We start from the raw sequence: 14,073 nt of genomic DNA, 5'->3' as shown, positions 1-14,073 counted from the left end.
AGGACGTCCGGGCCCTGCGGCTCGGTCAACGTCGTGACGACCGTCGGCAGCTGGTCCGCGGCGGCCGGTCGTGACGGTGCGAGTGCGATCACCGTGCTCCTCCCGATGGGTTCAGTAGTGTGGTGAACCGATGGCAGCCACGACGCATTCCCGCCCCTGGACCGCCCCCGTCGCGCCGGGCCCGCTCGCCGGGGACGTCGCCCTGCCCGGGTCGAAGTCGCTGACGAACCGCGAGCTCGTCCTCGCCGCGCTCGCCGACGGCCCCTCCACGATCCGGCTGCCCCTGCACTCCCGGGACTCCGCCCTCATGACGACCGCGCTCCGCCAGCTCGGCGTCGGCATCGACGAGGTCGAGCCGGTCGCGGGTGACCCGGCGAACCCGTACGGACCGGACCTCCGCGTGGCGCCCGCCGCCATGCACGGCGGTGTCCGTGTCGACTGCGGCCTCGCGGGCACCGTCATGCGCTTCCTGCCGCCCCTGGCGGCACTGGCCGAGGGACCGGTCACGATCGACGGTGACCCCTACGCCCGCAAGCGACCGATGGCTGCGATCATCCGCGCGCTCGTCGACCTCGGCGTGGACGTCACCGACGACGGCGGCGGCGCGATGCCCTTCACCTTCGTCGGCAGCGGTTCGGTCCGGGGTGGGACGCTCGAGATCGACGCCTCGGCGTCCTCCCAGTTCGTCTCCGGCCTGCTGCTCTCCGCGCCCCGCTTCGACGAGGGCCTGCACCTGCGGCACGTCGGCGACCGGCTGCCGAGCATGCCGCACATCGCGATGACGGTCGCGGTCCTCCGTGCCCGCGGCGTCCGCGTCGACGAGCCGGGCGTCGGCGAGTGGGTCGTGCACCCCGGACCCATCGCGGCACGGGACGTGACGATCGAACCGGACCTCTCGAACGCCGCACCCTTCGCGGTCGCCGCACTCGTCGCCGGTGGGACGGTCCGGATCCGGACCTGGCCGACCGGGACGACGCAGGTCGGTGCCGACCTCGAGACGCTCCTGCCGCTGTGGGGCGCGACCGTGACGCGGGACGGTGCGGACCTGGTGTTCGACGGCGGCGTCGGGGTCCGGGGTGGCGCCTCCCTGCCGGGTCTGGAGCTGGACCTGACCCGCGGCGGCGAGCTCGCCCCGGCACTCGTCGCGCTGGCGGCCCTGGCCAGCGGCCCGAGCGAGGTCTCCGGGATCGGGCACCTGCGCGGGCACGAGACGGACCGGCTCGCGGCGCTCGCGGCGGACCTCAACGGGCTCGGAGGCGCGGTCACCGAGCGCGAGGAGGGCCTCCGGATCGAACCGGCGCGGCTCTCGGGCGGTGACTGGGCTGCGTACGAGGACCACCGGATGGCCACCGCAGGTGCCGTCGTCGGTCTGGTGACCGAGGGCGTCGCGGTCGACGACATCGGCTCCACCGCGAAGACGTTGCCGCAGTTCCCGGAGCTGTGGGCCGACCTGGTCGCCACGGCGGGCCGGACCGCTCCGGCAGACCGGGACACCGACGTCGCGGGAGCAGCGGGCGCGGCCGAGACAGCAGAGGGGGCGCCGGCATGAGCTGGTGGGACGACACCGACGGCGGCGACGAGGACGAGCCGTACGGCCAGTACGACGAGTCGAGCGTCCGCGTCCGGCCGAACCCGAAGGGCAACCGACCCCGGACGAAGACCCGACCGACGTACGAGGACGCGCCGTCGGGCTGGGTCACCAACGTCGACCGCGGACGCTTCGGCGTGCTCGTCACCGACGCGGACGGGGAGCACGTCATCACCGCGACGAAGGCCCGCGAGCTCGGCCGGAAGTCGGTCGTCACCGGCGACCACGTCTCGCTCACCGGCGACGTCTCCGGCAGCGAGGGCTCCCTGGCCCGCATCGTCCGGGTGGCCGAGCGGACGACCCTGCTCCGGCGGAGTGCGGACGACTCGGACGAGGTCGAGCGTGTCATCGTGGCGAACGCCGACCAGATGCTCATCGTCGTGGCCTCGGCGGACCCGGAACCCCGGCCGCGTCTCATCGACCGGTACCTCGTCGCGGCGTTCGACGCCGGCCTCGACCCGGTCCTCTGCATCACGAAGACCGACCTCGCCGACCCGGCGCCGTTCCTGGCGCACTTCGCCTGCCTCGACCTGCGCATCGTGACGAGCCGGGCCGACGACGTGCCGTTCGAGGCACTGCACGAGCTCCTCGACGGCAAGGTGACGGTCACCGTCGGCCACTCCGGCGTCGGCAAGTCCACCCTGGTCAACGCGCTGACCGGCTCCACGCGGGCGATCGGCGTCGTCAACTCGGTCACCGGGCGCGGCCGCCACACGTCCTCGTCGTCCGTCGCCCTCCGGGTGCGGGACGGCGGGTGGGTCATCGACACCCCCGGCGTCCGGTCGTTCGGCCTCGGGCACGTGCAGCCGGAGAACGTGTTCCGCGCGTTCGCCTCGCACGCGGTGCCGGTGCAGGACGCCCCGGACGGCATCCCGCTGCACCAGGCGCACGACTGGGAGATCGTCGACCGGGTCGCGGGCGGCGAGCTCGGGCCGACCGGGATCGAGCGGCTCGACTCGTTCCGGGCGCTCCTCACCGGGATGGGCGCGGAGGACCCCGGCACGGCGTGAGCTACCCCGCGCGGCGTTCCCCGACGTCGGGTGGACCCGCTCGGCCCAGTCCGCGTGGGGGTCCGCCGGACCGCCGCTACGCTCGACCCGTGGACCTCAGCGCCGACCTGGCATTCGCCCGTTCCCTCGCCGACACCGCCGACGCGATCAGCCTCGACCGGTTCCGCGCCGCCGACCTGCACGTCACGGAGAAGGCCGACCACACCGCGGTCACCGACGCCGACCAGGCCGTCGAGCGCGCTCTCCGCGAGCGGCTCGCCGCGGAGCGCCCGGAGGACGCCTTCCTCGGCGAGGAGACCACGGCGGACACCGGCGAGGAGGCCGTGAGCGCCGGACACCGCCAGTGGGTCGTCGATCCGATCGACGGCACCGCCAACTACCTGCGCGGCGTGCCGGTGTGGGCGACGCTCATCGCGCTCGCGGTGGACGGCCGTCCCGTCCTCGGGGTGGTCAGCGCACCGGCCCTCGGCAAGCGCTGGTGGGCGGCGGCGGGCCTCGGCGCCCACTCGTTCGACGGACCGCTGCACGTGTCCGGCGTCGCCGCCCTCGGGGACGCGAGCCTGAGCTACAACTCGCTGCAGCAGTGGGACGACGACGACCGACTCGACGCCCTCGTCACGCTGTCGCGCCGGGTCTGGCGCACCCGCGCCTACGGCGACATGTGGTCGTACATGATGGTCGCGGAAGGGGTCCTCGACGTCGCCGGGGAACCGGACCTCAAGCCGTGGGACATCGCCGCCCTCGTCCCGATCGTGGAGGAGGCCGGCGGCCGCCTCACCTCGCTCGACGGCGACCCCGGTCCGTGGCACGGCAGTGCGCTCGCCTCGAACGGCCTCGTGCACGACGCCGTCGTCGAGGTGATCCGCCGGGCCTGACCGCTGACGGGGCACCTGCGACGCTGCTCGCCCCAGCGCCGCCGTCACCCCCCCCGTTCTGGGGGCACGCCTATCGGCGCATCGGACTGACGGTTCCTCCAGCACGACCGATGGTGGGTTACCGTTCTCGTGGCGGCAGGTCAGTACTCGTCGGGATCCCTAGTCCCGGTCACCACGGACCCACCGTCATCTCGTCCGACTGCCCTAACCCGAGGGGTGACCACGACGATGGATTCATCGTTCCCGAGCGGGACCGAGCCCACCCAGGCTCGTCGTCCGCGATCCGTCCACACATCGACCCTGCCAGTGTCCCGGGCCACCCACCCGATGCACACCGGCACCTCCCACCGCGGGGCCACCCACCCCGCCGCGGGATCCCCCGCCGTCGGCTCCCCGGCCGACCCGTCCTGCTCCCCCGTCCCTGGCGCCGGAGGCCGGTGAGTCCGCATGGAACTCACCGGCCGACGCACTGAGGTCGACCGGATCACGACCCTCGCCGTACTCCCCCGGGAGTCCGCGCTGGTCGTCGTCGGCGACCCCGGCTCCGGACGCACGAGCGTCCTCGACGCGGCCAGTGGCCGCGTCCCCGTCCCCGTCGTCCGCATCGGCGTCAACGGGACCGAGTCCCGTTGGCCGCTCAGCGGCGTGACGACCCTCTTCGGCGCACTCGACGACCCCCGGGCCGCCGCGCACGTGACACGGATCCTCGCGACGGTCCGCGACGCGGACCCGTCCCGGGCGATCGTCGTGGCGCACGAACTCCTCGCGACGCTGCGTGTGCTGCAGCTCCCGCCGACGCTCGTCCTCATCGACGACCTCGACCGGATGGACGCGGCGAGCCAGACGCTCATCGCGTTCCTCGCCGGTCGGCTGGTCGGCACGTCGCTGCGGATCGTGGCGACGGTGGCGAGCCTCCCGTCCGACGGGCCGCTGACGGCACTGCCGTCGATGCGCCTGGAGGCCCTGCCCGCGGACGAGACGCTGCTGCTCGCCCGCAGCATGGTCGCCGAGGACGCGAACGACGGCGTGCTGGCGGTCGTCGCCGAGCAGACCGCCGGCAACCCCGGCGTGCTCCGCGAACAGCTCGACGTGCTCAGTCGGGACCAGCTGCTCGGCTCCGAGCCGCTCGTGCTGCCGTTGCGACCCACCGACACCACCGGCCGGATCGCCGCCGCGGCCGTCGCCGGGACCGGCACCCGCGACCTCGAGGTCCTGGCCCGCCTGGCCCTGGTGCCCGTCACCCGCGCGGTCGGGCCGGAGTGGGACCGGGACGTCGTGGAGGACCTCGCCGCACTCGGTCTCGTCACGGTCCGCGGGCAGTCGATCGCCGTCCGTTCGCCGCTCGTGCGGTCCTGGCTGCACTGGCAGATGCCCGCCCGTGACCGTCGTGCTGCCCACGCCGGGCTGGCTGCGTCCGCCGACACCTCGGACCCGCGTGCCGCTGCCTGGCACCGGAGCTTCACCGCGGACGAGCCCGACGCCGTGGCGCTCCTGCACGCAGCGCGCGAGTACGCGGCCGACGGTGAACCCGGCGCCGCGGTCACGCTCACCGAACGGGCCCTCCACGTCGGGACGCGCTCGGAGCCGGAACACCTGGCGCTCCTGGCCGTCGCGGAGGTGCTGCTCACGCGCCGTCTCCTCGGCTACGCGGCGCGGTACCTCGCCGCGATCGAGCCGTTCGCCTCCCGCTTCGACGACGTCCGCCGCCTCCGCCTGCACTACTCGGTGCAGTACCTCAGCGGCGAAGCAGTGGTGGCCGACGAGCTCATCGTCCCGGCCGACGCCGGCGACCACGACGAGGCCCTGGCCGTGACGGGCCTCGTGGCCATGGTCGCGAGCTTCCGGGCCGAGGCGTGGGAGCTCGACCAGGCCCGTGAACTCCTGGAGCGCGCCGAACCGTACGAGCACGACCTCCCCACACCGACCGCACAGGTCCTCCAGGCCGCCCGCACCATGGTGGCCGCGATCGCCGGTCACCTGCCGGCCGACCGGGACCTGCACGACGGACTCGCGACGCCGAGCCTGCTCGCGCTGTCCGACCCGGCGCTGCTCATGCTCGCGCACGCGCTGAGCCTGTCCGATCGGCACCGGAGCGCCCGCCGTGTGTTCGCCCTGGTCCTCACCCGGTCCACGCACACCGCGCCGGTGTGGCTCGAGGCCGCGCGGTACCTCTCCGCGGAGAACGAGGTGCGGTCCGGCGACTTCCGCCTCGCGCACCGGGCCATCGACGCGTGGGAGTCCGGGTCGAGCGTGGTCGAGCGCCTCCGGGAGCCGTCGCGGGCGATCGCGATCGCGTGGCGGCACTTCCTCGAAGGACATCCCTCCGCGGCCCTCGACGTCCTCGACCGGTGCCTCGCGGACCGGTCCACGAGCGGGCTCTGGGGTGCGACGGCGAAGCTGCACGCGTTCCGCGGGCGGGTCCTGCTGTCCGAGGACCGGCCGGACGAGGCGGTCACCGCGCTCGAGACCGCGGACGCGATCGGTCGGACGCTGCGGAACCCGACGGTCCTCCGTCACCTCGGCGACCTCGTCGAGACGTACGTCCGGCTCGGCCGGACCGAGGACGCGCGGTCGACGACCGCTCGGCTCGCGGCCGATCACCGTGCGCACCCGTCGCGCTGGGGCGCGCTCGTGCTGGCGAGGAGCCTCGCGCTCGTCGCCGACGAGGACACGCGTGACGCCGCACGGTACCGGGCGCTCGAGCTGTTCGAGCCGACGGACCCGCAGTACGAGCGTGGCCGCACGCTGGCCGCGCTCGCTGCGACGAGCACCGGCCCGGACCGCGCCCGACTCGGTACGACCGCTGCGGCTGCCTTCGAGGCCGCGGGGCTGCGGCGTCCGCTCGTCGCACCGCAGGGCGACGTCGCGATGCCCCCGGTCCACGCCGTCGTCGTGGACGGCGTCGGGGTGCACGCGGAGGCGAGCGGTACGGCGCCGGTCAGTGCGACCCGGTTCCGCACCGCTCCGTCGCCGACCACGCCCCGGAGCGCCCCGGACGCCGTCCCGGTCCTCCCCCTGCTCACCGCGGAGGAGCGTGCCGTCGTGCAGAAGGTGACCGAGGGGTACCGCAACCGCGAGATCGCCTCGTCGCTGTACATGTCGCAGCGGACGGTCGAACTGCGCCTCACGCAGATCTACCGGAAGGTGGGCGCCCGGTCACGCTCGCACCTGGTGGCACTGCTGGGGTGACGCCGGACTCCCAGTGAACACCAGCGGGCGGTCTGGGACGATGGCGCCTTGACCGCCCTGCCCGCCTCCGCCGTGTCCGGCGCCCTGCTCATCGGCGCCGTGCTCCCCCTCCTGCCGTTCCTCGGCCGGATCGCGCGCCTCGCCGCGACGATCGCCCACGAGGTGGGCCACTGCGTCGTCGTCGTGCCGTTCGGCGGTCGCATCCGGCGCATCGACCTGCACGCGGACGGCTCGGGTGAGGCGTGGGTGTCGCTGGGCCGGGTCCCGGGGGCCGTGCGGTGGCTCGTCCGGGTGCTCAACCTCTTCGCCGGGTACAGCGCACCGCTCTGGGCGGGGGCACTGCTCGTCACCGGCGCGGTGGTGGGCACGCCCTGGCTCCCGGTCGTCGTGCTCGGCGTCGTCGGTCTCGTCGCCCTGGCGTTCGTCCGGAACTGGTTCGGCCTGCTCGTCGTCGTCGGGTTCGACGCCCTCGCCCTCTGGGTGGCGCTCCGCCCCTCCGACCTCACCCTGCTCGTCGTCGCGGCCCTCGGCGCCGCGTTCCTCGTCGACGGACTCCGCTCGCTGCTCCAGGTGTTCCGCTGGCTGCTGACCGGGGCCCGCGTCCAGACGGACTTCCACATCGCCGCCGCCGAGTTGCGCCTGCCCGCCGTCGTCTGGTTCGTGCTGTTCCTCGGCGTCAACGGCGTCGCGGTGTGGGCCGCCCGCGGACCGCTGCTCGCCGTGTGGGACACCGTCGTGGTGGGCGTCCGGGCGGTCGTCGGGGCGTAGCCGGACACCCGGACCGACGGACGCCGCACCCGGGATGCCGTAACGCGACGTCGTGTTCGCTCCCCCCGGCGCCGGGGCCTGCGAGAGTACCGCCCACAGCAGACCCGAGAGCGCGGGGCGGCAGCACGGAGGTGGACGGATGACGGACGAGCGACCCGGGTTCGCGACGGAGCAGGTGCACGGCGGGTTCCTCCCGGACACCGGACACGGGGCGCGCGTCCCCGCGATCCACATGTCCTCGGGCTTCCTGTTCGACGACGCCGCGCAGGCTCGCGACCGCTTCGCCGGCACCGACGACGGCTACACGTACACGCGGCTCGGCAACCCGACGAACGGGGACGTCGAGCGGCGCATCGCCCTCCTCGAACACGGCACCGAGGCCGTCCTCGTCGGCAGCGGACAGGCGGCGGCGACGGTCGCGTTCCTCGGGCTGCTCGCCGCCGGGGACCACGTGGTCAGCGCGTCGAGCATCTACGAGGGCACCCGCGGACTGCTGCTGCAGAACCTCGGACGACTCGGGATCGAGGTCGACTTCGTCACCGACGCGCGTGACCTCGACGCGTGGGCCGCCGCGGTCCGCCCGGAGACGAAGCTCTTCTTCGCGGAGACCATCCCGAACCCGAAGAACGACGTCCTCGACATCGCGGGCGTCGCGGAGGTCGCGCACCGAGCCGGCGTCCCGCTCGTCGTCGACAACACCCTCGCGACCCCGTACCTCGTGCAGCCGGTCGACCACGGCGCCGACGTCGTGATCCACTCCGCGTCGAAGTTCCTCTCCGGCCACGGCGCCGGGCTCGGCGGTGTCGTCGTGGACGGCGGCCGTTTCGACTGGACGGTGACCCCCGAGCGCTGGCCGCACCTGACCCGGTCGGACCGTGCCCTCGGCGGTGCGAGCCACACCGACCGGTACGGACGCGGCGCGTTCATCGCCTACGCCCGGGACGTCGTCGCCGCCCGCATCGGCCCCACACCGTCGCCGTTCAACGCGTTCCTCCTCCGCCAGGGCATCGAGACCCTGTCGCTGCGCGTCGAACGCCACGTCGCGAACGCGCTCGCCGTGGCGACCTGGCTCGAGGCGCAGCCGGAGGTGACGAGCGTGGACCACGCGGGGCTCGCCTCCAGTCCGTACCACGACCTCGCCCGTCGCTACCTGCCGCGCGGTGCCGGGTCGGTGTTCGCCTTCACGCTCGCCGGCGGCGAGGTCGCCGCGCACGCCCTCATCGACGCGGTCCGGCTCTTCAGCCGGATGACCCACCTCGGCGACGTCCGGTCGCTCGTGCTGCACCCCGCGTCGACGACGCACGCCGGACGGACCCCGGAGGAGCGCGCGGCGCAGGGCATCCACGACGGGCTCGTCCGCCTGTCGGTGGGGATCGAGGACGTCACGGACCTCATCCGCGACCTGGAGCGCGGGTTCGCGGCCGTCCGTGCGCTCGCCGAACCCGGCCGGGAGGCTCGCCCCGACCCCGCGACGGACGGCGCGACGGTCGGCGTCCCGGCCCCGGCAGGCGTGCGCTGATGGCCCGGATGCAGCACATCGGCTACTTCTTCTCGCGGGGCTTCGGGCCGCAGGCGTGGGGTCGGCCGGACTGGCACTGGGGGCACGACTGGACGAAGCCGGACCTGTACCAGCAGTCCGTCCGGGCGCTCGAGGACGCCGGGTTCGACCTCGTCATCGCGGAGGACGCGATCTCGCTCGGGAACCCCGCGACGCTCGACCTCCGGATCCGCCAGGCGTACGGCGGCCCGAAGCACGACCCGCTCCTCCTCGCGCCGTGGCTGTTCGCGGCGACCCGGCACATCGGCATCGCCCCGACCGTGAACGCCGGGGTGACGCCGCCGTACCTGGCCGCCCGGCAGCTCGCGACCCTCGCGCACCTGTCCTCCGACCGGCTCGGGGTCAACGTGGTCACCGACGTCGGCAGCGCCCGGCACGCCGGCCTCGACCCGGTGCCGCACGACGTCGCCTACGACCGCGCCGAGGAGTGGACCGGTCTGCTCCGCCGCCTCTGGCACTCGTGGGGCGACGGGTACGTCGGGTCCGAGGCCGACTGGCACTTCGCGGACGGCGACCGCCTCGACGCGTTCAGCCACGCGGGCGAGCACTTCCGCACCGCCGGGCCGTTGAACGCCCTCCCGCTCGCCACGGACCCGGTCGTGGTCTCCCCCGGCGGGTCCGGACGCGGGCTCGGCTTCGCGGGGACGCACTCCGACGTGCAGCTCGCCCTCGCCCCGCTCTCCGCGGCGGCGGTGTCGGCGTACCGGCGGACGGTGCACGACGCGGCCGCCCGCGCCGGTCGCGGCCCGGACGACGTGCGGGTCCTCTTCGTCCTGAAGCCCGTCGTGGTGTCCTCGGCGGCCGAGGCCGACCGTGTCGTCGAGGCCTCGCGGCACCCCTCGGACGACGACCTCCGCGCCGCCGCCCTGGCCTGGTCGAGCGACGCGGAGACCGACCTGCTCGCGCTCGACCTCGACGCGCCGATCCCGGAGGGCACGTTCGCCGACCACGTGTCCGCCGGCACGGTCCGCGGACTCGTCGGGGACACCCCGGACGCACCGCTCCGGGAACTGCTCACCCGGAAGGCCCGGCTCGGCCGCGTCGCCGACCGGTCCGGGTTCGTCGGGACGGCGGAGGAGTTCGCGGACTTCATCGAGGAACTCGGGTCGGACGCGGACAACGACGGCGTGATCCTGTCGGGCGACCTGCACCCGGCGCAGGTGTACCGCATGCTCGGGGACCTGGTGCCGGTGCTCCGGCAGCGCGGGGTGCTGCGCCGGGAGTACGGCGACGGTGGGCTCCGGTCGAACCTGTTCGACTTCTGACCCCCGCGGAACGGGCTACTTCTTCTTCTTCGAGGCCTTCTTGTCGGACTTCTCCTTCCCGTCCGACTTCTTCTTCCCGCTGTCCTTCCCGCCCGACTTCTTCTTCCCGCTCACCTTCTTGTCCGACTTCTTCCCGCCCGACTTCTTCTTCCCGCCGGGCTTCTGCGCGTCGGCATCGGGAGCGTCGGCACCGGAACCGTCGACACCGGAACCGTCGACACCGGGACCGTCGACACCGTCGACCGGTTCGACCACGACCGAGGCACCGGTGTCCGTGATGGTCCCGACGGCCCGCCCTTCGACCTCGGTCGCGAGCGCGTCCTCGATCCGCTCGACGACGATCTCGGCGCCGGACCCGGCGAGACGCACCAGGGCCTGGGCGGCACGGAGCCGCGTCGTCGACCGGCGGGCCAGGGCGTCCGCACGTGCCCCTTCGAGGAAGGTCCGCAGCGCACGCTCCGGCTGGCTCCGGCCACGCGGCGCCGCGCGGTCGAGACGGTCGAGCGCGCCGGCCGTCCCCGCCATGTCGTCCTCGACGTGCTCGTGCCGCACGGTCTCGACGAGCGCCGCGACCGCTGCCGCCGCCTGCTCGACCGCGGGGCTCCGCTGGTCCATCACGACGAGCATCTCGAAGACCGCGCCGTACGACATCGTCTCGAGCCGCACCGGCTCCGCGCCGCGCCCGCGCAACACCAGACGGGCCTCCGGCGTCGGCAGCCACGCGACCACGGCCGCGACCGAGGCAACGGACCCCACGATGCGCTCGTACTCGGCCAGACCCAGACGGTCCTGCTCTCGCAGACGGACTCGGATCGCGATCTCCTGCACGGCGTACCTCTCGCTCGGGGACGGCACCGCGGACGCGGAACCGTGCCCTCGAACGTAGTCCTCACACCCGGCAGCTCCGGGGGCGCGCGCCCGCGCCTGCGCAACGGGCCCGGACACGCAGAACGCCCCGCTCCGTCCTAGGACGGTGCGGGGCGGTCAGTGGCGACTCACGTGACAGTGGTCCGACGATCGGCAGGTGGTGGAGATGGGGGGAATCGAACCCCCGTCCATCGCTGCAATTCGACGTCTTCTACGGGCGTATCCGGATGTTCGTTCTGCTCGGCCCCGTCCGTTGCTACCGGCTTCTCGGACGACAGGCCCAGTCTCAGTGCACGTCCCGCACGGCCCTGAGGCACAACCGCGCAGCAAGTCCCCTTGATGACGCCGGACTCAGGTTAGGGAACGATCACCTGGCCGACGGACTTCATGTGCTGGGCTGCTTACGCAGCGAGAGCGAAGTCAGTGCGCTTGGAATTGGCACTTGTTGTTTTCCACGGATCGTTGACGAGATGACCGTGGGTCCTCGGCCCGCTTCCCGTCGGCACACAGGCGATGTCGAAACCGATCATCCCCATGCAGGCCGTCGTGCGGACCACTGTCACGCTGTTGAGTTGCCAAGCCCGTCCCCGGAGACCTCCGGGTCAGGCAGCTGTTCAGTCTACCGACCGGACAGCATCAACGCTAGTCGACCCGGCTGGTCACTCGCCGAGTCGGTTGCGCGACCGCATGGCCCGCTCGGCCTCGCGCTTGTCGGTCTTCTCGCGCAGCGCCTGGCGCTTGTCGAACTCGCGCTTGCCCTTCGCGACCGCGATCTCGACCTTGGCCCGGCCGTCCGAGAAGTAGATCTTCATCGGCACGAGCGTGTACCCGCCCTGCGCGGTCTTGTGCGAGATCTTCACGATCTCCTGCTTGTGCAGGAGCAGCTTGCGCTTCCGCCGCGGTGCGTGGTTGTTCCACGTGCCCTCGGTGTACTCGGGGATGTGCACGGCGTCGAGCCACGCCTCCCCCGCGTCGACGAACGCGTACCCGTCAACGAGCGACGCTCGGCCTTCCCGCAGCGACTTCACCTCGGTCCCGCTGAGCACCATGCCGGCCTCGTACGTGTCCTCGATGAGGTAGTCGTGGCGCGCACGACGGTTCGTCGCGACGACCTTCTCCCCGCGCTCCTTCGCCATGCCCGGCTCCTTCTCGATGGTGTGCACTCGCCCGTGCGAGCCGCCCAGCATATCGAACACGGACGGGCCCGCGCACCTTCCCGGTGCGCGGGCCCGTCCGGGGTCCGCGGGCGTCGCCCGATCAGACCTTGAGGTAGCGGCGGATCGCGATCGACGCCGACAGCGCCGCCAGGACGACCCCGATGACGATCACCGCCGGGACCACGACCGCCGCGTCGTCCATGCCGATGAACGCGGTGCCCGAGAAGCGTTTCGTCAGGTAGTTCCGGACGAAGAACCAGACCACCGCCAGGATCGCGCCGCCGGCCAGGACCGCTCCCACCGCAGCGGCGATCACGCCCTCGAGCACGAACGGCGTCTGGATGAACCGGTTCGACGCCCCCACCAACCGCATGATCCCGAGCTCGCGGCGTCTCGAGAACGCGGACAAGCGGATCGTCGTCGCGATGAGCAGCACCGCGGCGACGAGCATCAGGGACGCGATGCCGATGGCCGTGTAGGACGAGGCGTTGAGCAGGTTGAAGATCGGCTGCAGGTACCCGCGTTGGTCGACGACGCTCTGCACGCCCGCGACCTTCGACAGGCTCTCCACGAGCACGTCCGCCTGCGACGGGTTCTTCAGGTTCACCCAGAAGGTCTCGTTGAGGTACTCGGGCTTGACGAACTCCGTGGCCGGGGAGTCCTTGAACTGCTGCTTGAACCGCGTGTACGCGTCCTGCTGGTCCTCGAAGTAGGACTTCTCGATGTACGGCTGGAGCGTGGACGAGTCGAGCTGCTGCTTGATCTGGTCCCGCTGGTCGGCGGTCGCCTTCGCGCCGGTGCAGTTGCCGGTCGTGTCGGTGTCGGTGCACAGGTACACCGCCACCTGGGCCCGGTCGTACCAGTAGCCCTTCATCTGGTTGATCTGCATCTGGAGCAGGATCGCGGTGCCGACGAAGGTCAGCGAGATGAAGGTCACGAGGACGACCGACACCACCATCGAGGCGTTCCGTCGGAGACCGGAACCGACCTCGGCCATGACGAGTCCGAGCCTCATCGGATGAGCCCCGGGATCGTCTGGATGCCGGTCGTGTTCGAGACACCGCCGCGCTGGATCGGCAGGGCCTGGGTCTGGTACCCGCCGGCCTGCTCGTCACGGAGGACCGTGCCGCCGGAGAGCTCGATGACCCGCCGCTGCATCTGGTTCACGATGCTCGCGTCGTGCGTCGCCATCAGGATCGTCGTGCCTCCCTGGTTGATGCGTTCGAGGAGCGCCATGATGCCCGCCGAGGTCGTCGGGTCGAGGTTGCCGGTCGGTTCGTCGGCCAGCAGGACCGCGGGCTTGTTGACGACGGCACGGGCGATCGCGACGCGCTGCTGCTCACCGCCGGAGAGCTCGTGCGGCATCCGGGTCGCCTTGCCGGAGAGCCCGACGAGCTTGAGCACGTCCGTGACGGACTCGCTGATGAAGCCCTTGCTCTTGCCGATCACCTGCAGCGAGAACGCGACGTTGTCGAACACGTTCTTGTTCGGGAGCAGCCGGAAGTCCTGGAACACCACGCCGAGGTTGCGGCGGAAGTACGGGACCTTGCGGGACGAGAGCGCGCCGAGACGCTGTCCGAGGACGTGGATCTGCCCGCGGGAGGGCTTCTCCTCCTTGAGGACGAGCCGGAGGAAGCTCGACTTCCCGGAGCCGGACGCACCGACGAGGAAGACGAACTCACCCTTGAGGATCTCGAGGGTGACGTTGTCGAGAGCGGGACTCGGGTTGCCCGAGTACACCTTGGTGACCTGGTCGAATTTGATCATGACCGGATCAGGGTAGGTCGCGATCCGGT

11 protein-coding genes and 1 other RNA gene are annotated in these 14,073 nt (G+C 72.5%); 7 read left to right on the top strand and 5 right to left on the bottom strand.

From position 1 onward, the window contains the following. Positions 1–130: 130 nt before the first annotated feature. The 7 genes from aroA to DEJ16_RS07885 all read left to right on the top strand — a co-directional run bounded on the left by aroA (position 131) and on the right by DEJ16_RS07885 (position 10,253). Entirely contained in the window at positions 131–1,549 is a 1,419-nt protein-coding gene (aroA, locus tag DEJ16_RS07915) for a 3-phosphoshikimate 1-carboxyvinyltransferase (protein WP_110825168.1), read from the top strand. Next, entirely contained in the window at positions 1,546–2,598 is a 1,053-nt protein-coding gene (gene rsgA, locus DEJ16_RS07910; protein ID WP_110825169.1) for a ribosome small subunit-dependent GTPase A, read from the top strand. The genes aroA and rsgA overlap by 4 nt, the downstream gene beginning before the upstream one ends. Positions 2,599–2,687: 89 nt before the next feature. Further along, positions 2,688–3,473 (top strand): inositol monophosphatase family protein, encoded by a 786-nt coding sequence (locus DEJ16_RS07905; protein WP_110825170.1) that lies wholly within the window; start codon positions 2,688–2,690, stop codon positions 3,471–3,473. Between the two features lie 447 nt (positions 3,474–3,920). After that, the gene (locus DEJ16_RS07900) at positions 3,921–6,662 is read left to right on the top strand and encodes a LuxR family transcriptional regulator (protein ID WP_110825171.1); all 2,742 of its coding nucleotides are present in this window, start codon (positions 3,921–3,923) and stop codon (positions 6,660–6,662) included. Between the two features lie 48 nt (positions 6,663–6,710). After that, positions 6,711–7,430, top strand: coding sequence for a M50 family metallopeptidase (locus DEJ16_RS07895; RefSeq protein ID WP_110825172.1), 720 nt, complete (start codon positions 6,711–6,713; stop codon positions 7,428–7,430). 139 nt (positions 7,431–7,569) lie between these two features. Continuing rightward, on the top strand, positions 7,570–8,949 hold the full coding sequence (locus DEJ16_RS07890) for an O-acetylhomoserine aminocarboxypropyltransferase/cysteine synthase family protein (RefSeq protein ID WP_110825173.1): 1,380 nt from the start codon (positions 7,570–7,572) through the stop codon (positions 8,947–8,949). Next, on the top strand, positions 8,949–10,253 hold the full coding sequence (locus tag DEJ16_RS07885; protein ID WP_110825174.1) for an LLM class flavin-dependent oxidoreductase: 1,305 nt from the start codon (positions 8,949–8,951) through the stop codon (positions 10,251–10,253). Before DEJ16_RS07890 ends, DEJ16_RS07885 begins: the two co-directional genes overlap by 1 nt. 15 nt (positions 10,254–10,268) lie before the next feature. Here the strand turns inward: DEJ16_RS07885 and DEJ16_RS07880 are convergent, their stop codons facing one another. The 5 genes from DEJ16_RS07880 to ftsE form a co-directional block, all read right to left on the bottom strand. Further along, positions 10,269–11,081: a hypothetical protein gene (locus DEJ16_RS07880; RefSeq protein WP_146232847.1), complete on the bottom strand. Its 813-nt coding sequence runs from the start codon at positions 11,079–11,081 to the stop codon at positions 10,269–10,271. Positions 11,082–11,278: 197 nt separating this feature from the next. Then, positions 11,279–11,654, bottom strand: a transfer-messenger RNA (tmRNA) gene (gene ssrA, locus DEJ16_RS07875). A gap of 125 nt (positions 11,655–11,779) precedes the next feature. Then, positions 11,780–12,256, bottom strand: a complete 477-nt coding sequence (gene smpB, locus DEJ16_RS07870; protein ID WP_110825237.1) for an SsrA-binding protein SmpB — start codon at positions 12,254–12,256, stop codon at positions 11,780–11,782. A gap of 121 nt (positions 12,257–12,377) precedes the next feature. Next, positions 12,378–13,292 (bottom strand): permease-like cell division protein FtsX, encoded by a 915-nt coding sequence (gene ftsX / locus DEJ16_RS07865; protein WP_110825176.1) that lies wholly within the window; start codon positions 13,290–13,292, stop codon positions 12,378–12,380. Next, positions 13,289–14,044, bottom strand: coding sequence for a cell division ATP-binding protein FtsE (ftsE, locus tag DEJ16_RS07860; RefSeq protein WP_110825177.1), 756 nt, complete (start codon positions 14,042–14,044; stop codon positions 13,289–13,291). Before ftsE ends, ftsX begins: the two co-directional genes overlap by 4 nt. Positions 14,045–14,073: the final 29 nt, after the last annotated feature.

This window comes from Curtobacterium sp. MCJR17_055 (assembly GCF_003224335.1).
Lineage (GTDB): Bacteria > Actinomycetota > Actinomycetes > Actinomycetales > Microbacteriaceae > Curtobacterium.
This window is presented reverse-complemented; position numbering and strand designations above follow the sequence as displayed.

Bases quoted from the DNA above. Each gene is read 5' to 3' on its own strand.
- aroA (WP_110825168.1), top strand. From the start codon at position 131: ATGGCAGCCACGACGCATTCCCGCCCCTGGACCGCCCCCGTCGCGCCG.
- rsgA (WP_110825169.1), top strand. From the start codon at position 1,546: ATGAGCTGGTGGGACGACACCGACGGCGGCGACGAGGACGAGCCGTAC.
- DEJ16_RS07900 (WP_110825171.1), top strand. From the start codon at position 3,921: ATGGAACTCACCGGCCGACGCACTGAGGTCGACCGGATCACGACCCTC.
- DEJ16_RS07890 (WP_110825173.1), top strand. From the start codon at position 7,570: ATGACGGACGAGCGACCCGGGTTCGCGACGGAGCAGGTGCACGGCGGG.
- DEJ16_RS07885 (WP_110825174.1), top strand. From the start codon at position 8,949: ATGGCCCGGATGCAGCACATCGGCTACTTCTTCTCGCGGGGCTTCGGG.
- smpB (WP_110825237.1), bottom strand. From the start codon at position 12,256: ATGGCGAAGGAGCGCGGGGAGAAGGTCGTCGCGACGAACCGTCGTGCG.
- ftsX (WP_110825176.1), bottom strand. From the start codon at position 13,292: ATGAGGCTCGGACTCGTCATGGCCGAGGTCGGTTCCGGTCTCCGACGG.
- ftsE (WP_110825177.1), bottom strand. From the start codon at position 14,044: ATGATCAAATTCGACCAGGTCACCAAGGTGTACTCGGGCAACCCGAGT.